Origin of the sequence: Streptomyces sp. NPDC098781 (assembly GCF_044759995.1) — a bacterium.
Taxonomy (GTDB): Bacteria; Actinomycetota; Actinomycetes; order Streptomycetales; family Streptomycetaceae; genus Streptomyces.
Genome location: NZ_JBIWAK010000003.1, coordinates 251,355 through 273,278 on the forward strand (window position 1 = coordinate 251,355; position 21,924 = coordinate 273,278).

General features: G+C 72.3%; 20 protein-coding genes. 8 read left to right on the forward strand and 12 right to left on the reverse strand.

Features of this window, described 5'->3' with window-relative positions; genetic code table 11:
* Nucleotides 1-324: 324 nt before the first annotated feature.
* A complete protein-coding gene (locus ACIQWG_RS12950; protein ID WP_404094059.1) occupies nucleotides 325-1,356 on the reverse strand; it encodes a LacI family DNA-binding transcriptional regulator in 1,032 nt (343 codons plus the stop codon).
* Nucleotides 1,357-1,650: 294 nt separating this feature from the next.
* On the opposite strand from ACIQWG_RS12950, the gene ACIQWG_RS12955 reads away from it, so the two are divergent.
* The 5 genes from ACIQWG_RS12955 (at nucleotide 1,651) to ACIQWG_RS12975 (ending at nucleotide 6,122) form a co-directional block, all read left to right on the forward strand.
* Entirely contained in the window at nucleotides 1,651-2,334 is a 684-nt protein-coding gene (locus ACIQWG_RS12955) for a sialidase family protein (protein ID WP_404094062.1), read from the forward strand.
* A gap of 219 nt (nucleotides 2,335-2,553) precedes the next feature.
* On the forward strand, nucleotides 2,554-2,715 hold the full coding sequence (locus ACIQWG_RS12960) for a hypothetical protein (RefSeq protein ID WP_404094065.1): 162 nt from the start codon (nucleotides 2,554-2,556) through the stop codon (nucleotides 2,713-2,715).
* A 264-nt stretch (nucleotides 2,716-2,979) separates the two neighbouring features.
* Entirely contained in the window at nucleotides 2,980-4,848 is a 1,869-nt protein-coding gene (locus ACIQWG_RS12965) for a hypothetical protein (RefSeq protein WP_404094067.1), read from the forward strand.
* Entirely contained in the window at nucleotides 4,845-5,276 is a 432-nt protein-coding gene (locus ACIQWG_RS12970) for a hypothetical protein (RefSeq protein WP_404094070.1), read from the forward strand. The genes ACIQWG_RS12965 and ACIQWG_RS12970 overlap by 4 nt, the downstream gene beginning before the upstream one ends.
* A gap of 51 nt (nucleotides 5,277-5,327) precedes the next feature.
* Nucleotides 5,328-6,122: a hypothetical protein gene (locus ACIQWG_RS12975; protein ID WP_404094073.1), complete on the forward strand. Its 795-nt coding sequence runs from the start codon at nucleotides 5,328-5,330 to the stop codon at nucleotides 6,120-6,122.
* A 24-nt stretch (nucleotides 6,123-6,146) separates the two neighbouring features.
* Here the strand turns inward: ACIQWG_RS12975 and ACIQWG_RS12980 are convergent, their stop codons facing one another.
* Nucleotides 6,147-6,827, reverse strand: a complete 681-nt coding sequence (locus tag ACIQWG_RS12980; protein WP_404094074.1) for an alpha/beta hydrolase — start codon at nucleotides 6,825-6,827, stop codon at nucleotides 6,147-6,149.
* A 107-nt stretch (nucleotides 6,828-6,934) separates the two neighbouring features.
* Here ACIQWG_RS12980 and ACIQWG_RS12985 point away from each other — a divergent pair, with 107 nt between their 5' ends.
* Nucleotides 6,935-7,720 (forward strand): DUF4253 domain-containing protein, encoded by a 786-nt coding sequence (locus ACIQWG_RS12985; protein ID WP_404094077.1) that lies wholly within the window; start codon nucleotides 6,935-6,937, stop codon nucleotides 7,718-7,720.
* Between the two features lie 30 nt (nucleotides 7,721-7,750).
* On the opposite strand, the gene ACIQWG_RS12990 is transcribed toward ACIQWG_RS12985, so the two are convergent.
* The 8 genes from ACIQWG_RS12990 to ACIQWG_RS13025 all read right to left on the reverse strand — a co-directional run bounded on the left by ACIQWG_RS12990 (nucleotide 7,751) and on the right by ACIQWG_RS13025 (nucleotide 17,948).
* Entirely contained in the window at nucleotides 7,751-8,263 is a 513-nt protein-coding gene (locus tag ACIQWG_RS12990) for a hypothetical protein (RefSeq protein ID WP_404094080.1), read from the reverse strand.
* Nucleotides 8,264-8,295: 32 nt separating this feature from the next.
* Nucleotides 8,296-9,366, reverse strand: coding sequence for a YncE family protein (locus tag ACIQWG_RS12995; RefSeq protein WP_404094083.1), 1,071 nt, complete (start codon nucleotides 9,364-9,366; stop codon nucleotides 8,296-8,298).
* 85 nt (nucleotides 9,367-9,451) lie between these two features.
* Nucleotides 9,452-13,360, reverse strand: a complete 3,909-nt coding sequence (locus tag ACIQWG_RS13000) for an amino acid adenylation domain-containing protein (RefSeq protein WP_404094086.1) — start codon at nucleotides 13,358-13,360, stop codon at nucleotides 9,452-9,454.
* Complete coding sequence (locus ACIQWG_RS13005) at nucleotides 13,357-13,587, reverse strand: phosphopantetheine-binding protein (RefSeq protein ID WP_404094088.1); 231 nt, start codon at nucleotides 13,585-13,587, stop codon at nucleotides 13,357-13,359. The genes ACIQWG_RS13000 and ACIQWG_RS13005 overlap by 4 nt, the downstream gene beginning before the upstream one ends.
* Nucleotides 13,584-14,222 (reverse strand): isochorismatase family protein, encoded by a 639-nt coding sequence (locus ACIQWG_RS13010; protein ID WP_404094091.1) that lies wholly within the window; start codon nucleotides 14,220-14,222, stop codon nucleotides 13,584-13,586. Before ACIQWG_RS13010 ends, ACIQWG_RS13005 begins: the two co-directional genes overlap by 4 nt.
* Nucleotides 14,223-14,233: 11 nt before the next feature.
* Complete coding sequence (locus ACIQWG_RS13015; RefSeq protein ID WP_404094092.1) at nucleotides 14,234-15,919, reverse strand: (2,3-dihydroxybenzoyl)adenylate synthase; 1,686 nt, start codon at nucleotides 15,917-15,919, stop codon at nucleotides 14,234-14,236.
* Complete coding sequence (gene dhbC / locus ACIQWG_RS13020; RefSeq protein ID WP_404094094.1) at nucleotides 15,916-17,115, reverse strand: isochorismate synthase DhbC; 1,200 nt, start codon at nucleotides 17,113-17,115, stop codon at nucleotides 15,916-15,918. Before dhbC ends, ACIQWG_RS13015 begins: the two co-directional genes overlap by 4 nt.
* A gap of 407 nt (nucleotides 17,116-17,522) precedes the next feature.
* Nucleotides 17,523-17,948: a DUF3291 domain-containing protein gene (locus ACIQWG_RS13025; RefSeq protein WP_404094097.1), complete on the reverse strand. Its 426-nt coding sequence runs from the start codon at nucleotides 17,946-17,948 to the stop codon at nucleotides 17,523-17,525.
* Between the two features lie 89 nt (nucleotides 17,949-18,037).
* On the opposite strand from ACIQWG_RS13025, the gene ACIQWG_RS13030 reads away from it, so the two are divergent.
* Together ACIQWG_RS13030 and ACIQWG_RS13035 are read left to right on the forward strand one after the other, a co-directional pair.
* Nucleotides 18,038-18,724: a MerR family transcriptional regulator gene (locus ACIQWG_RS13030; RefSeq protein WP_404094100.1), complete on the forward strand. Its 687-nt coding sequence runs from the start codon at nucleotides 18,038-18,040 to the stop codon at nucleotides 18,722-18,724.
* Nucleotides 18,725-18,916: 192 nt separating this feature from the next.
* Entirely contained in the window at nucleotides 18,917-19,816 is a 900-nt protein-coding gene (locus ACIQWG_RS13035) for a BTAD domain-containing putative transcriptional regulator (protein WP_404094103.1), read from the forward strand.
* A gap of 73 nt (nucleotides 19,817-19,889) precedes the next feature.
* On the opposite strand, the gene ACIQWG_RS13040 is transcribed toward ACIQWG_RS13035, so the two are convergent.
* Nucleotides 19,890-21,179 carry an NAD(P)/FAD-dependent oxidoreductase gene (locus ACIQWG_RS13040; RefSeq protein ID WP_404094106.1) on the reverse strand — a complete coding sequence of 430 codons (1,290 nt, stop codon included), beginning with the start codon at nucleotides 21,177-21,179 and terminating at the stop codon, nucleotides 19,890-19,892.
* A gap of 11 nt (nucleotides 21,180-21,190) precedes the next feature.
* The gene (locus tag ACIQWG_RS13045; protein WP_404094110.1) at nucleotides 21,191-21,922 is read right to left on the reverse strand and encodes a 4'-phosphopantetheinyl transferase family protein; all 732 of its coding nucleotides are present in this window, start codon (nucleotides 21,920-21,922) and stop codon (nucleotides 21,191-21,193) included.
* Between the last annotated feature and the right edge of the window lie 2 nt (nucleotides 21,923-21,924).

The window sequence follows — 21,924 nt, forward strand, 5'->3', positions numbered from 1 at the left end:
CCCGGCGGGCAACGTTGTCGGGCCCGCTGCAAGGAGGTTTTTACATCGTTGGAAGGACGCTGTAAACCCCCTGTGCGCACACCTGTGTGCGCGGTGAGGTGGTGGAGACGCGGGGGAAGCGCTTGCCCACGCCGGAGCAGCCCAGGGAGCGCCAACTCCCTTACGACCGCGGGGACCTCGGGCGACCAGGCTCTTTGCCGGTGCCGGCGGCGAGTCGGAGACGGGCATGGCCGCGTCCGCCCGGCGGATGGCATGACCGATGACCCCGACCGGTCGGTCGCTCGACCAATTGGCGGGGTTCGTGACGTAGTTGCCAACGACCGGTCAGCTTTGCGGTACGCCCCCGGCCGCCCCGCGTCCGAGGGTGCTCTCCCGCTCGACGAGGCGGTAGTCCGCCCAGACGCGGCGGGGTTCGGGAGCCTCGCCGCCCAGCCGGGCGAGCACGGACTCCACGGCGAGTCGGCCGATGGCCTCCTTGTCCGGCGACACGGAGGTGAGCGTCACCGCGCCGAAGCGCCCCTCGACCACGTCGTCGAAACCGACGACCGCGATGTCCTCGGGGACGCGCAGTCCGCGCTCGTGCAGGACACGCATCACGCCGATGGCCATGGGGTCGTTGTACGCGAAGATCGCGTCGGGGCGCCGGCCGGCGTCGAGGATACGGGTCATGGCCGCCGCGCCGTCCGCGTGCCCCCAGCCGTCGGTGGCGGCCACCAGACCGTCGTCGGCCGGGAGTCCGGCCGCGGTGAGCTCCTCGCGCCAGCCCCGTACGCGCAGTTGCGCGGGCTCGCTGCGGCCGCGCCGGTCGCCGATGAACGCCACCTCCCGGCGTCCGAGGCGGACCAGGTGCCGGACGCCGGCGCGGGCGGCGGCGACGTTGTCGATGGCGATGTGGTCGTACGGCAGGTCGTAGTCCCGCTCGCCGAGCAGCACCAGCGGAACGTTCTCCGCCCGGTCGAGCAGGTCCTCGGTCTCCAACTCGATGGGGCTGAGGATGAGTCCGTCGATCACGCGTGCGCGGAAGCCCTGACTGACCAGGAGTTCCTGTTCGCGGCGGCCGCCGGTGTGGTCCAGCAGCACGATGTAGTCATGGGCGGCGGCGGCATCGATGACGGCGGCGGCGAGTTCCGCGAAATAGGGGTTGCCGAGTTCGGGCAGGGCGAGCGCGATCATGCCCGTGCGTCCCTTGCGCAGGTGCCGGGCGGCCAGGTTGGGCCGGTAGCCGAGTGCGTCGATGGACCGCTGGACGCGTTCACGCATGGCGGGGGTGACGTGCTGGTAGTTGTTCACCACGTTGGAGACGGTCTTGATGGAGACCCCCGCGTGGGCGGCGACGTCCTTGAGGCTGACCCGCACGGCATTCCCTTTCGAAGCGTCCCGACTCGGGTGGTCGGTGCGGGTCCGGTGTCGTCACCGTGAGCCTGGCGCCGAGTCCCGGTGCTTGACATTTACAACGTTATACAGCCGCTGTCCGAGCGGTGACAAGGCGTTGCTCCAGCGAGAAGTGTCGCCCGGGACGTGTGGATACGTCGATCGCACATCCCGGTCCGCCCGATCGTCCGGGCGGCGCGGACTCGAGGAACGCACTGTTTACATCGATGGATATGTGGTCCGGCGGCGCAGGTCTCGCCGCCGGCCACGGGCACTCCGTTGCGGGACGGAACGGGCCTGTATCCGCGTGCCATCCGGCTCGCCCACAACGGGGCGGCCGACGGCCGCGTCATCGCCGGTGTCGTGACCTTCGACGGCGACAACGGCATCGGCGCCCTCCACGAGAGCACGGACTCCGGCGCGACCTTCCGCGAGGTCGGCCGAGTCGCCGACCCCGAATCCGCGGCGGGCCAGGGCCTTTGCTGTGCCACGCTGTTCGAACTGCCACGACAGATCGGCACGATGCCGGCCGGCACTCTGCTCTGGGCCGCCTCCGTGGGCCAGGACGAGCCGGACCGCCGTATGGCCTTGCGGATCTGGCGCAGCGACGACGTCGGGCGCAGCTGGTCCTACCTGTCCTCCTGTGCCGTCGCCGGGGGAAGCGGCGGTCTGTGGGAGCCGGAGTTCTCCGTCGCCGCCGACGGCGCGCTGGTCTGTCACTACGCGGACGAGACCGACGCGGCGCACAGTCAGAAGCTGGTGGCCGTACGCAGCTACGACGGCGTGAACTGGCAGGGACGCCACGACACGGTGGCGAGCGGCTGGGCGCCCGACCGGCCGGGCATGCCCGTGGTGCGGAAGCTGCCCGACGGCACGTATTTCATGAGCTACGAGATCTGCAACCCGGGCGGCCAGTACCAGTGCGTGGTCCACTACCGGACCTCCTCGGACGGCTGGAACTGAGGCGACCCCGCCCACCTCGGCATCCGGCCGGAGACCGCCGACGGCAGGTACTTCCGCGCCGCGCCGACCATCGCCTGGGCGCCCACGCCGGGCGGCGGCGCCGACGGGCGGATCCTGCTGATCGGTCAGCGTCTGCTCGACCGGGACGGCTCCCCCGCGGCCGGCAGCGGCCGCACCATCCTCACCAACACCGGGAACGGCAGCGGGCCGTGGTCCACGATGCCGTCGCCGGTCACGGTCCCGGATCCGGAGGTGAACCACTGCCAGAACTACAGCTCTCCCCTGCTGCCCTCGACCGACGGCAAGCGGCTGCTGGAGATCGCGACCGACTTCGAGGGCCCGGTGTGCCGGGCGTACTTCGCGACGGGCGGCATCGGGTGAGTCGTGGTCGTCGGTCTCGGCGACGCACTGGGCGCTTCTGACGGGCCGTCGTTTGTCCAGCTGCCCCTGGCATTTTCACCGGATCGTGGGAGAGAGAGGCCGGAGCGCGCATGTCGGGCGCCGCCGGCCTCTACCGTCGCGCTCCTGTTCCCGTGTCGCTCGTCCGGCGTCGGCACCACCGCCCCGCGACAACGGCTCTCGTCCGCGACGAGCCGTTCCCGCCACGCCGGGGACAGGACCATCGTCGACGACCATGGGAGCACCGTGCCGGGCACAAGCCTTCCCGAAGACCGCTACAGCCGCACCGAGGCCACCCGGCTGCTGTGCGCGGGCGTCTATCAGGACGCCACCTTCCGACGCCGGGTGCTCGACGAACTGGTCGGCCATCTGGAACGGCCCGTCGCTCCCGCGCTCGGCGTGGACGTCCTGCCGGTGCTCGCGCACGCCGTGCGGGTGGCCCGCAGGGAGGCCCGCACGGCACTGTTGATGCTCGCGGCCTGGGCCGGGTTCGTCTGCTCCGACTTCCTCATGGTGTGGGACAGCCTGTCCGACCGCTGGGGTCACGGCGCCGAGGTCGGCTTCGGTGACGTGTTCGCCGCGCTCTACCAGGGCCAGGAGAACGTCAGCGGCGGGGTCCCGATGCCCTGGTCCCAGCTCTACGCCCTGGTCGCCCTCGCCCTGTGGTTCGCGGCCACGCTCGGCGAACGCGGCAACGACGTCAAGGAGTTGGGCCTGCCCGGCACGGTGGCCCGCGCGGCCGACGGCCTGGGCCGGCTCGCCGGCGTGGGCAGTGTGCTGTTCGCCTGCTTCTACTGGTACCTCTACCTGGCCGGACTCCTGGACGGCACCGCCCAGACGCCGTACCCGGCGCTGTTCCCGCTGCTGATCGCCCTCATCGGCTGGCAGCACCAGATGAGCCACCGCAAGGCGCTCTGCCAGTGGCTCTCGAAGTGGACGTTCCCGGCCGCCACCCAGCCCGGGCTGCCCGCGGGGCTCCCGTACGACGACCTGGTGCCCACCCTCCACCGTGAGCAGCAGGCGTCCGTGACCCTGTACGACCTGGCGGACCCCTTCATCGGCCTGGGCACGCGCAGGGGGAGCTGGTCCTTCGCCATGGAACTGCGCAAGCTGTCCGAGGACCGCCCGGGACAGGTACCCGCACAGAGCGACGGGCCGCACCGGGCCGCCAACGGTTCCGGGAACGGCCTTGCCCGGCGGGCCGCGGAGCGGCTGACGGCGAGCGCCGCACTGGACATGATCGAACCGCAGCTGATCGACCTGAGGGAGTCCGCCGCCCGTACCGGCCGCGACCGCTTGCGTGAGCTGGAGATCGAGCGCTTCCTGTACCTCCCCGGAGGCGTCGGGCGTGACGAGGAGGTGGAGGTCGGCGGCGTCGACGACGCGGCCTCGTTCGCCGCCACGCCTCGGGGACGTGGCCAGGGCGGACGTCTGGTGTACGACCCGGAGCAGATCGCCGCGCACCTCGCCGAGGCGGCGGACGAGGGCGGTGAGGCCCGGCGGGTGTTCCTGCGGGTCCGGGTGGGTGCCTGGCACGAACAGCTCGTCGTGACGGTGCTGGTGCGTGTGCACACCCAGGGCGGCATGCTCGTCCTGGAGGTCGAGCCCCACGTGCTGGGGCCGGTCCGCAAGGAGTTCCGCGGCGTGGACGCGCTGGTGGAGCGGCTGCCGGAGAAGTGGCCCAGCGCCGCCCTGCGCGCCCTGCGGCACGCTCCGGCGATCGGCGTGAGCTGTGCGATCGGCGCGCTCGGCAGCGTGTACCGCGAGATCGCCTCCGGTTGGTCGGCCGGCGAAGAACCGCCGGACGTTCCCCGCCTCTCGCTGCGCGCGCTGGCCGCTCAGAAGGACCTTTCGCGGTTCCAGGAGATGGACGCCGAGCGCTACATCAAGACCATTCAGGAACGGATCGCGGGCGGTGTCCGGGCGGCGCTCCGCGAGCACGGCTACCGGACCGAAGAGTTCGAACAGCACATCTACCAGGTCAGTGGCGGGGGCGTCTTCATCCAGGACATGTCGGGCGGCGCGATCGCGACCGGCAGCCACGGTCAGGCGTCCTCGCGGACCTCGCCGGTGCCCGGCACCGGACTGCCGCGCCAGGAAGGAAACCTCACATGAGCCAGAACCACGCTTCGCCGCAGATCCCCCACGACGGAGGACCCGGCGCGCATGCGCCGGGAGGCGGAGTCAGCATCGGCTCGATGTCCGGCGGCTCGATCGCCACCGGCAGCCACGGCCGGGCCGTCTCGGTCAACACCACGGGCGGCCCGGTCCCGGATGCCCGGCACCAGGAACTGCTGGCAGCGGTCCGGGAGTTGCTCGCAGAGCTGCCCGAACAGGGCACCCGCCAGGCGGAGGACTCGGCGTTGCACGCCGAACTCACGGAGCTTCAGGACGAGATCACGAGCTCGGGCCGGGCGGAGTCCGGCCGTCTCACGCGGGTTCTGGGCAGCGTTCGGCGCTGGCTCGGCTCGCAGGCGGCCGCGGCGGGCGCGGTGGCCTCGGCGACCGCCGTGGTGCAGGGCATCGCCCAGCTCCTCGGCTGAGAGCCGACCGGACAGCACAGACGGCCGGCAGCGCGTGAAAGGGCGACGGCGATGAGGGTGTACGACAGGCAACGGCAGGAGTGGGCGGGCGGGCGCCGCGAACGCCTCTACCACCCGGAGCAGTACCTGGACCTGCCGCGTCAGCGGCGCGTCCTGGAGCGAACCGGCGTGGTGCTGGCCGTGGTGGGCGTGTGCTTCGGCGTCTGGGCGTTCGCCTGGAAGGACGAGCCGGAACCACCATCACCGCCGCCCGCCGCCGCGAGTCAGGGCGAGAGCGCGCCGGCCGACCAGGGCAGCCCCGTCCCGGAGGAGGAGTTCCCCTCCGGGACGGAGTCCGGGAGCGGTTCCGGGACCGGCGCCCTGCCCGCCGACTACGCCGAGCTGACCGACGAGGAGGGGTTCCGGGTCGCGGTCCCGACGAGCTGGTCGCGCGACAGCAGCGGGTCCAAGTTCGGCATCGACATCGTCAACTACCGCAGCCCCGACGGCCTGCGCCGGCTCCAGGTCTTCCAGCTGATGGAGGCGTCCCCCTACGCCTCGCTCCAGGCCGCCCAGACCGAGAGTTCCAAACTGGACGGCTACGAGCTGATCGACCTGATCGAGATCCCGTCCTCCCCGTACGCGGCGGCCGAACACGAGTACCGGGCCAGTGAGATCACCGGGGAGTCGGACACCGGGGCGGTGCGCCATGTCATCGACCACCGTTTCGAGGCGAGCGACGGCGAACGCTACGCGCTCGTCGCGTACGGCCCCGACAGCACTGACGGCGCCGAACGCGAACTCGTGGACACGGCCCTCGCCTGGTTCTGCCCACCGGACGCCATCTGCCCCACTCCCTCGGGCTGATGGCCTCGGCCGTACGGCGGACCGCTACCGTCCCGGTCGGGGAACCTCCGCCAGGACACCGGCGACCGTCGAGGCGACGAGGCGATGCCACTGACGTCGGTGGCGGAGCATGGCGTGATCGCCCCCCTGCACCAGCTCCACGCGCGCCCGTGCGCCGGCCGCGCGTGCGCGGTCCACGAACGCCACTGACGCGTCGGGGTCGGTGACACGGTCGTGGTCACCGTGCAGCACGACCACGTCCTTGCCCCGCAGTTGGTCCACCGGCTCACCCTCCGGGCACCACGGGCCGAGCGCCACGACCGCCCGCACCTGTGGGGCGGCGGCGGCGCGCAGTGCCGCGCGACCGCCCATGGAATGCCCCACCAGCACGACCGGGACCTCTCCCACCCGCGTGGCGAGCTCGCGCAGCGCCCGTTCGGTGTCCCGGACCGGGTCGGCGTCCTGGCCGTTCCAGCCGCGCACGCGATAGCGCACCTCGGCCAGCAGGATGTCGGCGTCCGGGACCGCCGCGGCGACGGTCCGGACGAAGGGCCGCATCCGCAGCGGTGCCGGATACCAGGACCGCGACCTGGCCCGGCTGTCGGCAGCGCCGCCGTGCAGGAACAGAACCGCGGCGCGAACCGAACGGGAGGTGCGGCGGGTCAGCAGCGCGGTGGACTGCCCCTGCTCCGCCGTGTCGCCGGGTACGCTCTCGTGCCCTGCCATCGGTCCTCCTGTGCCCTCGGCCTTGTTCACGGGGGTTCCGGACCACCCGGCGTCCATGATGCTGGATCGGTCCGTCGCGGCTCAGGACCAAGGTCTACAGTGCGGCCATGCCCATAGCCCTGCCCGATGGTCTACCGCCCGGACGGTTCCTGTCGTCCGGTCCCGCACAGGTGTGGTTCTCCGACGAATTCCCCGACGACGTCGAAGAGCTGTGGCCCCGCCTGCTGAGCGAGCAGGGTGCCGGCGGCCTGGTTCCGCTGCTGTGCCGGCCCGACGGCTTGGGAAGGCCGCTCGGCCCGGACGAGGTGGACGCCGTCCGGCTGGAGGAGGTGCTGGCCCGGGACTTCGTCGAGTACCGCCGCAGGCGTCTGCCCTTCTGGACGGACCCGAGTCCTGAGCCGGCTCCCGAGGGAACCGAGCCATGGCCGCACGACCCCGGGCCGCCCTTCGAGCGATGGCCGGGGCTGACACCGCGGACGCCGGTCACGTCCGCGGACCCGACGCCCGGGGAGGCTTCGGTGAGTCTGCTGGCCGGGCTCATGGACGCGGGCTCGTTCGGCCTGGCCGAGTGCCGCCTCGCCCTTGTCCCCGCCCCGCGCGGCAGCGACGCGCTGGGGTTGACCGGCTGGTCCGCGGAGGCACCGCTGCCCTTGCTGTGCGCACTCCTGCGGAGCTGGGAGGACCGCTTCGGCGCCCAGGTGGTGGCGGTGTACGACAGCGAGCTTCACGTGTCGGTCGCGAGACCCCCGGTTGACGAGGAGCACGCCAACCAACTCGCCCTGGAACATGTGCTGTCGACCGCCGACAACGTCGTCGACGACCCGCCCACCCCCTTCCCCGAGTACGCGAAGGGCCTCGTGGGACGGACCTCCTGGTCGTTCTGGTGGGACTAGGCCCGGCGACCGGGAGGCCCTATCGGTCTGCTACTCCGGCCGCGGTTTACCGCGCAGCTGCCGCCTGTCGACCAGGCCGAGCAACCCCTCGGCCTGGTAGCGGCGGCGGAGGTTGCCGACGGTGCTCATGCCGGCCCGGTGGCCCGACCTCGTCAGCTCCCCGGCTTTGGCCAGCTCACGTGCCGTCAGCGAGCGGCGGGCCGGGTCGTATTCGGGCCGTGGCACGGCGTCGACGTCCGCCCCGGGGCCGACTCCGTGGAGGACCTCCAGGATGTGTTCCTCCCACCACAGGGCCTTTTCCCGTACCCGTTCCGGGAGCTCCTCCAGGAGTGACTCCGGCGGCAGCGGCATCCGCACCCGGCTGCCCAGTACTTCGAACTCCTCGTCGCTCAGCAGATCCGCCGGCGGCACCTCGCGCGGTGGGCCGCCGCGGTCGGTCATCCTGACCGACCGGGCGGACACCGCGAGAACCGCCCGGGCCTGCCCGGCGAACCGTATCCAGGCACCCACCCGGATCGACGACGGTCGGGACAGCTCGTGCATCGGACTCCCGTCCTGCCAGGCCCGGGAGCGCGTCAGTGGGCGGCTCGGATGCGGTGGATCGAGTCGATGGACCGGGGGCCGGCCGCCGCCTTGTCGACGACGTAGGCCGTCCCGTGCACGACGGTGACATGGTCGCTGTTCGCGCCGGTGGGCAGGTCGGCGACGACAGTGCCGGCGACGGGGTCCACGACGCTCGTCGTACCGGCGTCCTTGTTGACGGCCAGGAGCCGTCCGGACCAGGCGTCCAGCGCCACCGCGAGGGTCCCGGCGCCGGTCTTGATCTCCCTGGTGACCTCGCCGGTGGCCACGTCGATGACGGAGACCGAACCGGCGGCCTGGTTCGCGGTGTACGCGGTGCGGCCGTCGGCGGACAGCTCCACGTCGATGGTGCCCTGCCCGGCGGGGAGCAGCCGCGGCCGGTCGGAACCCGGACACACCTCGATCAGACGGCTCTTGGCCAGGTCGGCGGCGTAGACCTTGCCGGTGAACAGGTCGACGGCCAGGCCCGCGGGCCAGGCGCCGTCGACGGTGACCCGCTTGCGCTCCTGGTGGGTCCGCAGGTCGAAGGCGACGACGCTGCCCTCCTCCAGGGCGCTGCACCACACCAGTCCGCGCGGGATGTCGATCGCGACGTCACGCGGGTGCCGCACACCGGGCAGCTTGGCGAGGTGGCGTCCGGTGCTCTGGCTGTAGACGGCGAGAGCGTTGTCCAGCGTGGCGGTGACCCAGACGGTGTTGTGCACGTCGTCCACCGCGACGCCGTAGACGGCCTCCACGGCACCGGTCGCGGGGTCGCTGAGCGGCGGCTCGTAGCTCGCCAGCAGCTCCAGCGTCTGCGGGTCCACCTTCAGCAGGCGGGAGTGGGTGACCGGCGGGAAGCCGACGGAACTGGTCACCCACAGGGCCTTGTTACGGGTCGAGTGGGCCACCTGGTAGAGGCCCTGGGCGAGTTCCGCTGACGTCACGGCGTAGTTCGCCTCCTTCGTGTGAGCCTGGTGGGGGGCGGCGGCAGCCGCGGGTGCGGCCGAGCCGAGGGCACCGCCGGCGGCGAGCGCGACGCCGAGGACGGTACGTCGGCCGATCGGAGTGGGGGTGTCGGACATGGTGTTTCCTCCGGGATCCGGGGTCATGGGGTGAGGGGTGAGCGGGCTCGGGGTGCCCCTGGCCGGCGTGCGTCGAAGGCCCGGCTCATGCGTCGAGCTCCTTGAGCCGGGCCGCGAGGACGGCCGCGATCTCGTCGAGCGGGCCCTGCCGGGTCATCTCCGGGTGCAGGCAGTCGAGCTGGTGTTCGTCGAGCGTTCCGGTGAGGTACGGCGTCCAGGCCCGGGGCGTCAGCCAGTGCTCGGCGCGGGGCGCGCCGGCCGTGAAGAAGAGCAGGTCGCCCTCGAACGTCCGGTGCCGCTGGGTGCGCATCAGCCGGGCGTTGTTGGTGACGATGCCGACGACACGGTCGAGGACCCGCTCGGGCAGTGCGGCGAGCGCGCTGCCCTCTCGGCGCAGTACCTCGAGGACCTCGTCGCGGGTCAGTCCTGTGCCGCCCTCGTAGCCGGCCATGCGGAGCAGGGCGTTGAGGGCGTCGGCCTCGGTGGGTCCGGCGAGATCGCGCCACTGGTCGGACGGGTAGGCGTCGAGCAGGGCCAGCAACTCGACGCTCTCACCCGACTGTTGCAGGTCGACGGCCACGGTGTGGGCGATGACGCCGCCGACCGACCAGCCCAGCAGCCGGTACGGGCCGTGCGGCTGCACCGTGCGCAGCCGGTCGGCGTAGTCGGCGGCCATCTCGTCCATCGTGGTGTGCGGTTCCTCGCCGTCCCGCAGTCCGCGGGCCTGCACGCCGTGGATCGGCTGGTCCGGGTCCAGCCGGGACAGCAGGCCCGAGTAGCACCAGCTGATGCCGCCGGCGGGGTGGAACACGAACAGCGGGGTGCGACCGCCCGAGGCGCGCAGCGGCAGCAGGACGTCCAGGGCCGCGTCCTCCTGGCCGGTGTCGGTCAGCCGGTCTGCGAGTGCGGCGGGGGTGGGCGCCCGGAAGAGGGTGCCGAGCGGCATGTGGGTGCCGAGCGTGTCGCGGATGCGGGCCATCAGGCGGGCGGCGAGCAGCGAGGTGCCGCCCAGGTCGAAGAACGCGTCGTCCGCGCCGACCCGGTCCAGGCCGAGCACCTCGGCGAACAGACGGGTCACGGTCTCCTCGGTGGGCGTGCGCGGGGCACGTCCGTCGGTTCCGGCCGTGGTGGCCGGTGCCGGGAGTGCCGCGCGGTCCAGCTTGCCGTTGGGGGTGAGCGGGAGGTCGTCGAGGGCGACGAACGCGGAGGGGATCATGTAGTCGGGCAGGACGGCGCCGAGCCGGGTGCGCAGTTCGTCCGGGGCGGGGGCGTCGCCGGTGAGGTAGGCGACCAGCCGCTGGTCGCCGGGGCGGTCCTCGCGCAGGACGACCGTGGCCGCAGTGATGCCCTCGATCGCCGTCAAGTGGGCCTCGATCTCGCCGGGTTCGAGGCGCTGGCCGCGCAGCTTCACCTGATGGTCGGTGCGACCCAGGTAGACGGCCTCCCCGTCGGCGGTCCAGCGGGCGAGGTCTCCGGTGCGGTACATGCGCGATCCGGCCGGGCCGTGGGGGTCGGCGACGAACCGCGCGGCGGTCAGGTCGGGGCGGCCCACATAGCCGTCGGCGAGCTGGGCGCCCGCGAGGTACAGCTCGCCCGCCACGCCGGGCGGGCACGGCTGGAGGGCGGCGTCGAGGACGTACAGGCGGGTGTTCCACACCGGGCGGCCGATCGGCACGGTGCCGGTGTGCTCGGGTGCGCAGGTGTGGTGGCTGACGTCCACCGCGGCCTCGGTGGGGCCGTAGAGGTTGTGCAGGGGGACCTCGGGCAGCAGGCGGTGGAAGTGGTGCGCGGTCTCGCGCGGCAGGGCCTCGCCGCTGGCGAAGACGTGCCGCAGTCCGGTGCATCCGGCCGCCGCCGGCTCGGCGAGGAACACCTGGAGCATGGAGGGCACGAAGTGGCAGACGGTGACGTCCTGTTCGCGGATGAGCCGGGCCAGGTAGGCCGGGTCCTTGTGCCCTTCGTGGTCGGCGAGGACCAGGGTGGCGCCCACCCTGAACGCCCAGAAGAACTCCCATACGGAGACGTCGAATCCGGTCGGCGTCTTTTGCAGGACGCGGTCGCCGGGGGCCAGCGGGTAGGTGTGCTGCATCCAGCGCAGCCGGTTGTCGATCGCGGAGTGCGGTACGACGACACCCTTGGGTCTGCCGGTGGAGCCCGAGGTGTAGATGACGTAGGCGGGGTCGCTCGGGGTGAGCGGGCGGGGCGGGTCGAACGTCGGCCGGCCCGACAGGTCGGCGCGGTCCAGCAGGACGAGCGGGCGGCCCGGTGTGGGCAGCCGCTCCGCGGTGGCGGCGTCGGTGACGACGCAGGCGGGGTCGGCGTCGTCCAGCACCTGGGCGAGCCGTTCGGCCGGGTGGCCCGGGTCGAGCGGCAGATAGGCTCCGCCCGCCTTGAGCACCGCGAGCAGGGCGACGATCAGCTCGACCGAACGCGGTATCGCGACGCCGACGACCGTGCCGGGCCGTACTCCCCCGGCGGCCAGGTGGTGGGCCAACTGGTTGGCTCGGGCGGCGAGTTCGGCGTACGTCAGGACGCGGGAGCCGTGGACGAGGGCGGGCGCGCCGGGGGTGCGTCGGCTCTGGGCCTCGATCGGCCCGATCAGCGTGGTGGCCGGGAGGTCGCGGTCGGTGGCGTTGAACTCGTGGAGCACCAGGTGCCGTTCCGCGTCGGTGGCGATGCCGAGCGTGGCGAGGGGGGTCTCGGGGTCGTGGTCGGCGAGCCGGTGCAGCAGGGCGAGGAACCGCTCCTGGTGGGCGGCGAGTTCCTCGCGGGTGTACAGCGCGGGGTTGGCGTCGTGGTCGATGCGCAGGCCGCGGCCGTCGGCGCGGTCGTAGACGTTGACGGTGAGGTCGTCCACGGGGCCCGCGGACAGGTTGTGCGGGACGGCGGGGGCGCCGGCGAAGGCGAGGTCGTAGTCGAACGGCATGACGTTGATCAGCGGGCCGACGAGCGCACGGCCCTCGCCGAGGAGGCCCAGGTCGCGCCGGATGTCCTCGAAGCGGTAGCGCTGGTGGCGGCGGGCGGCGCGCATCGCGAGGACGACCTGTCGGGTCAGCCGGGCTAGTGTGGTGGCCGGTGGGACCTCCAGCCTCAGCGGGAGGACGTTCATCACCATGCCGGGCACCCGCAGCGCCACCGAGCCCATGCGGCCCATCAGCGGAAGACCGAGGACGATGTCCGGGCGTCCGGTGACCCGCGAGACGTACAGAGCCTGTGCGGCGACGATCAACTCGGGCCAGGTGGCGCGTAGTTCTGCCGCACGTGTGCGCAGCCGCGCGGTGACCTCGTCCGGTACCCAGGCGCTCGCCCGCAGGAAGGTGCGTGACGGCAGCGCCGTGCGGCCGGCCGGCGTGGACGGCTCGGGCCGGTCGGCGAGGAGCCCGCTCCAGTGCGCGCGGTCGATGTCGTACTGTTCGCCGGCGCGGTAGGCGAGATCGTCTGCCACCAGGTCGTCGATCCGGTCGAACGGGTTGTCTCCCGGTGGCCGGCCGGCCGCGAGGGCGGAGTAGATCTCGGCGGTGCGGCGGGCGACCATCGAGTAGCCGAAACCGTCCAGGACGATGTGGTGCACGCGCTGGTACCACAGCCAGCGTTCGTCGCCGACGCGCAGCAGCGCGTGCTGGAACAGCGGTCCGGCGGCGAGGTCGAACGGCCGGGTGAGGTCGTCGTCCATCCAGGCACGAGCGACGGCGTCCGGATCGGGTGCGCCACGCAGATCCGCCCGGTGCAGCGGGAACCCGGCGCCCGGCCGGGGCGAAGGGTGGCTGAACTGCCGTGGTCCGTCCGGGGTTTCGGCGATCCGGACCCGGAGGGCCTCGGCATCCTCGGCGGTGCGGTGCAGGGCCTGCTCGAACAGGTCGGGCCGTACCGTGCCGTGAATCTCCAGGTACTCGGCGGTGTTCAGCGCGGGGCTCTCGGGGTCGAGGGCCTGCGCGAACCACATCCCCGTCTGGGCGGCGGTCAGCGGCAGCTGCCGTTCGGGCGTGCTCGTCATTCCCGGGCTCCCAGCAGCGGGGCCCACGCCTCGATGGCCGTACGGGCGGCGAGGTCGACGAAGGAGACCTCGGCACCGTGTTCGCGCCGCCAGCGCTCGACGAGGCTCATCAGCCGGACGGAGTCCAGGCCGTAGTCGACCAGGTCCTCGTCGACGGGGATGTCCGCGGGGTCCTCGCCCAGCACGGCGGCGACGTCCGCCCGGATCCGCTGCACGGTCAGGGTCATCGCCGGGCCTCCTGGAGGACGGTGTCGCACGTGGTGACGAACGCGCAGGAGCGGGCCGCCCAGTGGAGCGCTTCGATGTGCTCGTCGGGGCCGAAGTCGGCGACGGCGTCCGCGACGACGAAGGCCTGGATGTCGCGCATCCAGGCGTCGCAGGCCGTCATGTTCACCCCGAGGTGGGCGTACACGCCGACGATGATCAACTGGTCGCGCCCGTCCTGGGCGAGGAGGTCGGCCAGGTCCGTGCGGACGAACGCGCTGTACTTCCACTTGGTCAGCACGGTGTCGCCGTCCTGCGGCGCGACGGCGGCGGGGATGGCATGCGCGTGCGCGTCGTCGGGCAGGCCGGGGCCCCAGAAGTCCAGTTGCAGTCCGCGCTCCCGGGGGCTCTGGCCGCCGGTCTGGGCGGAGTAGACGACCGGGATGCCGAGCCGGCGGGCCTCGCCCGCCAGCCGGGTGACGCGCGGGACCAGGTCGGCGACCGGAGAGGTGCCCTGCGCGAAGGCGGACAGGAAGTGGTTCTGGAGGTCGTGCACGAGCAGCACGGCCCGGCCCGGATCGACGGTCCAGTCCACCTGGTTGGCGGGCAGGTCCGCATCGGCGGGCATGGGGTACGGCGGGATGGAGGGGAGTCCCATGATGTGGTCGCCTAGTCGTGAGGGGCGGCTTGGGAGGCGGGGGCGGGTTCGGCGGCCGGAGCCGAGTCGGCCGCGGTGGCGCGCAGGTCCTTCTTGCTGACCTTGCCGACGCCCGTGTGCGGGAAGGCGTCGACGAACTCGACCCGGTCGGGCACCTTGTAGGCGGCCAGTCCCCGTTCCCGTACGAAGCGTCTGAGCGCGACGGCGCGCAGGTCGGCGCCCGGGCGCAGGATGACGTAGGCGCAACTGCGTTCGCCCAGGTAGTCGTCCGGTACGGCGACCACGGACACGTCGTGCACGGCGTGGTGGCCGAGGATGACGTTCTCGACCTCCTCCGGCGCGATCTTCTCGCCGCCCCGGTTGATCTGGTCCTTGCTGCGTCCCTCGACCACGAGGTGGCCGCTGTCGGTGAGCCGGACCAGGTCGCCGGTGCGGTAGAAGCCGTCCTCGGTGAAGGAGCGGGCGTTGTGCTCGGGGGCGCGCCAGTAGCCGCGGATCGTGTAGGGGCCGCGGGTGAGCAGGTGTCCGGTCTCCCCCGGCGCGACGTCCCGGTCCGCGTCGTCGACCACGCGGATCTCGTCGTCCGGTGAGAGCGGGCGGCCCTGCGTGGTGACGACGGTCTCCTCGTCGTCGTCGAGCCGGGTGTAGTTCACCAGGCCCTCGGCCATCCCGAAGACCTGTTGCAGGGCGCAGCCGAGCGCGGGCCGGACGCGGCGGGCGGCCTCGGCGCTGAACTTGGCTCCGCCGACGAGGAGCACTCGCAGGCTGCCGAGGTCGTAAGGCGTGTCGGTCGCGGACTCGGTCCACGCCAGGGCGAGCGGCGGGACGAGCCCGGTGAGGGTCACCCGCTCGCGCTGGATGAGGGGGAACGCGGTGTCCGGGTCCGGTCTCGGGCACAGCACGACCCGGCCGCCGGCGGCCAGTGTGCCGAGCGAACCGGGCGAGCTCAGCGGGAAGTTGTGTGCGGCGGGCAGGGCGACGAGGTACACGCTGTGCTCGTCGACCGCGCAGACCTCGTTGGATGCGAGCACCGAGTACAGGTAGTCGTCGTGGGTGCGCGGGATGAGTTTGGGGACGCCGGTGCTGCCGCCCGACAGTTGGAGGAAGGCGAGGTCTCCGGCTTCGGGCTCGTCGTGCGGGACGGGGTCGCGGGGTAGGTCGGCGAGCGGCGTGTGTTCTCCGGCGTCCGGGGTGTCTCCCGCGTGTGCGGCGTCCTGCACGACGAACACGTGCCGCAGGGAAGGGCACTTCGTCCGCACCCGGGTGGCCAGCGCCCGGTAGTCGTAGCCCTCGTGCACATCGGCGACGACGTAGGCGACCGCCTCGGCGATCGTGCAGAAGTGTGTGATCTCCGTGTCCCGGTGGGCGGGCAGGGCGAAGACCGGCAGGGCGCCGATCCGGAAGAGGGCGAAGACGGTCTCGAAGAACTCGGCGATGTTGGGCAGTTGGACCACCACCCGGTCGCCTCGTTCGATGCCGGCGTCGAGGAGTCCGGCCGCCAACCGGTCGGCCCGGGTGTCGAGTTCGGCGTAGGTCCAGTCGCGTCGGGAGCCGGCCGGGTCGACGACGGCGATCCGGTCCGGGTGGAGTTCGGCACGTTCCCGCAGCATCCGGCCGAAGGTCCGGCCGCGCCAGTGTCCGGCGGCGCGGTAGCGCTCGGCGAATTCGGCCGGCCAGGTGGGCGCGTCGGCACTCACAGCTCGGCCCCCACCGCGTCGAGGAAGGTGCGGAACTTGGCGTGGGTCTCCGCGGTCTCGGCGGCGGGGTCGGAGGAGGCGACGACCCCCGCTCCGGCGAACAGCCGAAGTCCCTGCTCGGTGGCTTCGGCGCAGCGGATGGTCACCACCCACTCGCCGTCGCCCTCGGCGTCCCCCCAGCCGACCATGCCGGTGTACAGGCCCCGGTCGAAGGGCTCCAGCTCCTCGATGACGCGGCGGGCGTGCGCGGTCGGCGCGCCGCACACGGCGGGGGTGGGGTGTACGGCGCAGGCGAGTTCCAGGGCGGAGACGGACGGGTCGGCCAGGGTGCCCGTGATGGTGGTCGACAGGTGCCACATGGTGGCGGTCTTCACCAGCGAGGGTCGTTCGGGTACGTGGAGTTCGGCGCAGTAGGGCGCGAGGACGGCCCGCATGGCGTTCACGACGACGGCGTGCTCGTGCAGGTCCTTCCCGGACTCCAGCAGCGCGGCGGCGCGTCGTACGTCCTCGGCGAGGTCGCCGCTGCGCGGGGTGGAGCCGGCCAGCGGGTTGGCGACCAGGGTTCCGCCGCGGCGGGAGACGAGGAGTTCGGGGCTGGCGCCCAGCAGGGTGCCGCCGGTGGGGGTGGGCACCGCGAAGGTGTAGCCGTGGATGTCCCGGCGGGCCAGGCGCTGGAGCATGGCGGGGACGTCGGGGGCCTGGCCGGCGGTGAGGTCGAGGGCCCGGGCGAGGACGACCTTGTCGAACTCGCCGGACCGTATCCGGTGCGCCGCGGCCGCGACGGCGGCGTGGTAGCGCTCGGGCTCGGGAACGGGACGGACCGTCCAGGCGAGCGGCTCGGGGCGGGGCGCGGGGAAGGCGACCAGTGGGTCCGTGCCGAGGGCCGGGGCCCGGTGCAGCACGGAGGGCACGACCAGGGACGCGGGGGCGGTGGCGTCGAACGGGATCGCGCCGATCACCACGGGAGCCGGCTCTCCGGCCGAGCGGGCGGTGGTCAGCGCGTCGCGTACTCGGTCCGTCAACGGCTGGGCGCCGTGCGGTACTTGGGCGCACTCGCCGTAGGCGAGGAGCGTGCGGGTCGGTGACCCGAAGAAGCGGTGCGCGCCTGGCCGGTAGGCATCGAGCAGGGCTGTCGCCGTGCCGACGGCGCCGACTTCGGTCTCACCCCGGGCGAGGGTCTCGTGGACCGTGCTCACGTTGGTTCTCCGGGTTCTCCGGTACCAGCGGGTACCGGGGGCGAAGGTGTCGGTCAGTGCGGGGGCCGGACGGGACCTGGTGCGTCCCAGGGCGCGCACGAGTGCGGTGCCGGTTCGGCCGACGGGGGTTCGGGACGCCCGCCGGGGGGCCTCCGCGGCAGACAGTAGTGACGGCGCGTCATGCGGGTCTCGTCTGCTGACAAGGCCTGACATTCAGCCGCAAGGCGGATAAATCACGCCAATAATTGGCAAAGAGGTCAACCGAACCGCGGATCGCGGCGGTTGCCGCACGCACGGGCGGAGCGTGGGCATGCCGGACCGGGCGCGGCGACGGTTGGGGCCGTCACCGCGCCGGGTCCGGGCGGGCGGACCCGGCCCGACGGCGGGGGTGGCGTCGGGCCGGGCGTTCAGTGGGCGGCGCGGCCGCCGTTCGTCGCGTCGACGCGGGCTTGCTCGTCGATGCGCCGCTTGGCGTCGTTCCAGTCGATCGGCAGTTGATCGACCGGCACCTCCCAGAAGGTGAACGTCGAGCCGCGCATGGTGGAGCGCACGTCACGCACGACGTCCTTGTGCGGGTTGGTCCTGGCGTACGTGTAGAGCGCGTCCTTGCTCTCCCACGCGGACAGGGTGAAGAAGACCCCCTTGAACAGCTGGGCCTCCAGCGAGGCACCGAGGGCACCGGGGGCCTTGCGGACCTGGCCCCAGGCGGAGAGGGACTTCAGGAAGAAGCGGGGGACGTGTTTCAGGGATCGCACTTCGAGCCGGGAGGCCATGACGAAGGCGCTGGTGTCGGGTCGGGCCGGATTCGGCTTGACCCAGGGAAGGGTGGGCACAGTAGCCTCGCATCCACAGTTGGCGAGTGGCACTATCTATATTAGACAGTGGCACTACCCAATTGCCAGGGGGAGAGAGCGGGAAGCTGATGAGAATCTCGGAACTGAGTCGCCGCAGCGGGGTGGCCAACGCGACGATCAAGTACTACTTGCGCGAGGGCCTGTTGCCGCCCGGCCGCGCCACGGCCGCCACCCAGGCGGAGTACGACGACACCCATCTCAGGCGGCTGCGGCTGATCCGGGCCCTGATCGGGGTGCGCGGTCTGTCCGTCGCCGCCGCCAAGCAGGTCCTGGACACCGTCTCCGAGTACCAGGCGGACACCCACCAGGTGCTCGGCCTGGTCGTCGGCATCCCCACGGGCAACGGCACCCCCGAGGCGGCCCATCAGGACGACGACGCCGAGGAACGGGGCAGCGAGGCGGCCGCCCTGCTCACCGCGTTGGGCTGGGAGGTCTCCGAGTACAACCCGGCCCGGCACGTCATCGACGAGACCCTCCAGGCGCTGCGCTCGCTGGGCCTGGACCACGACTGGCACTTCCTCCTCCCCTACGCCGAACTCGCCCGCCGCACCGCCCGCCTGGACCTGGACGAACTGGAGTCCCTCAAGGACCCGCTGGAGATGGCCGAGCGCGCCGTACTGCTCACCTTCCTCCTCGAACCGGCGCTGATGGCGCTGCGCCGGCTGGCGCAGGAAGCCGAGTCGATGGTGCGTCACGGCGAGGCCGCTGAGCCCCTGCCCGACTCCGGTACGGCCGGCGGCGACGGGCATGAGTGAGGGCTACTCACGTCTGCCGACGGACGGCCGGCGATCACCGGGCGGCGCGCTCTCGCCGTAGCGCGCAAAGGTGAGTGATCGCGACTCAGGAAAGTCCCATCTCCCCCGTGGTCTTCTCGTGTGCGGAATTCCGTACGGCGCGCAACAACAAAGTGCGCGCCCTGCTGTCACCGCATACGGGAAGGCGAGGGAATGCAGTTCCGGATTCTGGGCCCGCCCGAGTTGTACGACGAGACCCGCGGCCTGAGCGTGGCGCTCAACGCCCCCAAGCAACGGCTTCTGTTCGGCTCGCTGATCGCCCAGCCGGCCTGCCCTGTCCCCCGTGACGAGCTGATCCGGGAATTGTGGGGCTCCACGCCGCCACGCCGGGCCGGGGACAGCCTCAACGCCCATGTCTCCGCCTTGCGCAGATCGCTGCTGCAACTGGAGCCGGAACGCGTCGGCTTCCCGCGTCTGGCCACCGTGGAGACGGGCTACGTCCTGCGGGCCGTCGCGGCGGAGACGGACGCCGGGCGCTTCCGCCGGGCACTGGCCGAGGCACGCCGCACGACCGCCGACGACCCGGAGGGCACCTACGCGGCGCTGCGCCGTGGCCTCGCACTGTGGCGGGGCCGCGTGCTGGGCGGCGGCGCCCGCGGTCCGGCCGGCACCAGGCTGGCGGCGCTGCTGGAGCGCGAGCGCCAGGACGCGCTGGAGATCTACTTCGACTGCGCGCTGCGCACCCGGCGCCATCACGGCGTCCTCACCGAGCTGGAGGACGCCACCGCCGCCCACCCGCTGCGCGAGCGGCTCCACGACCAGTTGATGCTGGCCCTGTGCCGCAGTGGTCGCGGCCCGGAGGCCATCGGCGTGTACCGGCGCGCACGGCAGCGGCTGGCCTCGGTCACCACCCACACACCGCTGCTGACGGCCCGTCTGGAGCAGATCAGCGTGTGCTCCCCCGTTCTGTCCGATCCGTCCGCCGACACCCCGGCGCCCGGCCATGGGAAGCGGGTCGCGAGCGGAGCGCAGACGGCGGCCGAAGAGCCCTCCGCGCGCTCGGTGATGGGGTATCTGACCGATCTGCTCAGCGGTCAGGTCCTCACCTCCTGAGGCGCCCCGCCGCTCGCACACGACAGCGCGCCCTCCGTGTCGCACGGAGGGCGCGCTTTGCGCCGCGAATCACTCAGAGTTCGCTGATCAGCTGTCGCGCGACGTCCATTCCGGAGGAATAGCCGGCCTCGTGCGAGCCGATCTGGTCCACGCCGTGCCGCTTGGCGTGGAAGTAGGAACCGCACAGCTTCACACGGGTTCCCTCATTGACGCCGTAGATGTCCTTCTGCATGTCCCGGACGTGAATGTCGATGATCGGGTGGCTGTACGGGAATTCGGCGATGACCGTCTCCGGGTCGACGTCCAGCGGATAGTCGAGGGTGACGAAGTAGTCCTTCTCCGAGGTGAATCCGTGGAGCTTGTTCATGTAATAGGCGACGTACGTGCGGTCCTCGCCGTCGACCTCGACCTTGCCGTAGTTCCACGCCTCCCAGCGCTCGCGGTCGGCGGGCATCACGGTGCGGTCGGTGTGCAGGATCACCGAGGAGCCGTTGTAGCGGACCTTGGACAGGACCTCCTGCTGGCGGTCGGTGGGGTTGTCGAGCAGGGCGAGGGCCTCGTCCGCGTGGGCGCCGATCACCACGTAGTCGTAGCGCTCGCTCCCCCCGGCGGTCGTGACGGTGACGCCGTCGGGCTCCTGATGGATCGCGGTGACGGGCTCGCCCTTGCGGATCTCGGGGCCGATCGCGGCCAGGGCCTTGCGGACGTACGAGATCGAGCCGCCGCCGACGGTGCGCCAGTCCACCTGGCGTCCGCCGAGCCCGCCCTCGTCGTGGCCCATGAAGAAGGCGATGGCGGTGCTGGCCGGCATCTCCCAGATCAGCTCCGCCGGGATGGACCAGACGGCCGAGCAGAGCAGGATGACGTACGAGTTGCGGAACGCCTGGCTGTAGCCGCCCCGGTCGAGGTACTCGCCGAGGGGGATGTCGGCCTTCTTGCGGACGAAGTCCTTGCGGCCCTCGGTGTGGAAGCGGTTCGCCTCGCGCCAGATGGTCAGGAACTCCTCGGAGTAGCGGGCGGCGACCTCCTCCTCGGTCAGGCCGAGCTCCTTGGTCCCGTACTCCAGACCGGAGTCCAGGTCGAAGAAGTTGAAGGCGCCGCGGTGCTCGACGGCCTCGACGCCGAGCTCGTCGAAGAACTCGCAGAGGTTGGTGTAGGCGGGCCGGTTGAAGACGACGAACGCGGTGTCGATGCCGAGGGTGCGGCCCTCGTCCTGGACCTCCACGGTGTTGGCGTGGCCGCCGATCCGGTCCTCCCGCTCGTAGATCGTGATGCGGGCGCGATCGCGCAGGTGGTAGGCCGCGGAGAGGCCGGCGACACCCGCACCGACGATGGCGACACGCGGAGTGGTGGGTTGCGTCATGGTGATGTCCTTCATGCGGTGGTCTCAGCGGTGAGCGAGAGGTCGGACAGGTCGATGCGGCGCAGTGCTCCCGGTCGGCCGTGCTCGGTGGCGACCGCGAGGACGTGTCGGGGGCCGGGATGGATCAGGTCGAACGACCAGCGGGTGTCCGCGCCCGGCTGCTGCGGATCCCGTACGGCGATCCGGCTGCCCGGACCGCGTACGACGGTGAAGCTGCCCAGGCCCCGGGTCAGCCCGGCGCCCAGTGCCTTCAGATACGCCTCCTTCAGCACCCACAGCTCGCCGGCGAGGGCGGCCCGGGCGCCGCGTGCCGCGCCGGCGAGCTGAGCCCGCTCGTCGGGGCCGAGCCGTCGGCCGAGGTGGGCGAGCAGCTCCCCGGAGGCCGTGGTGGGGCCGACGTCGACCCCGCAGCCGCGTCCCTCGGTGACGACGCATGCGAGGAGGCCGTCGTCGTGCGAGAGGTTGAACCGCACGCCCGCGTCGGCCGGTTCGGGTTCGGGTCGCCCGTGGACGTCACGCGTGAAGCGCCAGCGGTCCACGGGCCGGCCGGTGCGCGCGGACAGCGCGTACCGGCACAGCAGCCGCGCCCCGAGGTAACGGCGGCGCGCCCCCGGGGTGAGCCGCCGGTCGAGGGCGGCGCGCTCGGCGGCCGTGAGCAGCCGGGTGCCGCCCAGTGCGGTCGCGAAGCCGTCCACGGCCGCCTCGGGCAGCAGCCAGAGGAACGCCGGAGCGCTGCCGTTCATGC

Bases quoted from the DNA above. Each gene is read 5' to 3' on its own strand.
- ACIQWG_RS12960 (WP_404094065.1), top strand. From the start codon at position 2,554: ATGCCGTCGCCGGTCACGGTCCCGGATCCGGAGGTGAACCACTGCCAG.
- ACIQWG_RS12970 (WP_404094070.1), top strand. From the start codon at position 4,845: ATGAGCCAGAACCACGCTTCGCCGCAGATCCCCCACGACGGAGGACCC.
- ACIQWG_RS12975 (WP_404094073.1), top strand. From the start codon at position 5,328: ATGAGGGTGTACGACAGGCAACGGCAGGAGTGGGCGGGCGGGCGCCGC.
- ACIQWG_RS12980 (WP_404094074.1), bottom strand. From the start codon at position 6,827: ATGGCAGGGCACGAGAGCGTACCCGGCGACACGGCGGAGCAGGGGCAG.
- ACIQWG_RS12985 (WP_404094077.1), top strand. From the start codon at position 6,935: ATGCCCATAGCCCTGCCCGATGGTCTACCGCCCGGACGGTTCCTGTCG.
- ACIQWG_RS12990 (WP_404094080.1), bottom strand. From the start codon at position 8,263: ATGCACGAGCTGTCCCGACCGTCGTCGATCCGGGTGGGTGCCTGGATA.
- ACIQWG_RS12995 (WP_404094083.1), bottom strand. From the start codon at position 9,366: ATGTCCGACACCCCCACTCCGATCGGCCGACGTACCGTCCTCGGCGTC.
- ACIQWG_RS13000 (WP_404094086.1), bottom strand. From the start codon at position 13,360: ATGACGAGCACGCCCGAACGGCAGCTGCCGCTGACCGCCGCCCAGACG.
- ACIQWG_RS13005 (WP_404094088.1), bottom strand. From the start codon at position 13,587: ATGACCCTGACCGTGCAGCGGATCCGGGCGGACGTCGCCGCCGTGCTG.
- ACIQWG_RS13010 (WP_404094091.1), bottom strand. From the start codon at position 14,222: ATGGGACTCCCCTCCATCCCGCCGTACCCCATGCCCGCCGATGCGGAC.
- ACIQWG_RS13030 (WP_404094100.1), top strand. From the start codon at position 18,038: ATGAGAATCTCGGAACTGAGTCGCCGCAGCGGGGTGGCCAACGCGACG.
- ACIQWG_RS13035 (WP_404094103.1), top strand. From the start codon at position 18,917: ATGCAGTTCCGGATTCTGGGCCCGCCCGAGTTGTACGACGAGACCCGC.
- ACIQWG_RS13040 (WP_404094106.1), bottom strand. From the start codon at position 21,179: ATGACGCAACCCACCACTCCGCGTGTCGCCATCGTCGGTGCGGGTGTC.
- ACIQWG_RS13045 (WP_404094110.1), bottom strand. From the start codon at position 21,922: ATGAACGGCAGCGCTCCGGCGTTCCTCTGGCTGCTGCCCGAGGCGGCC.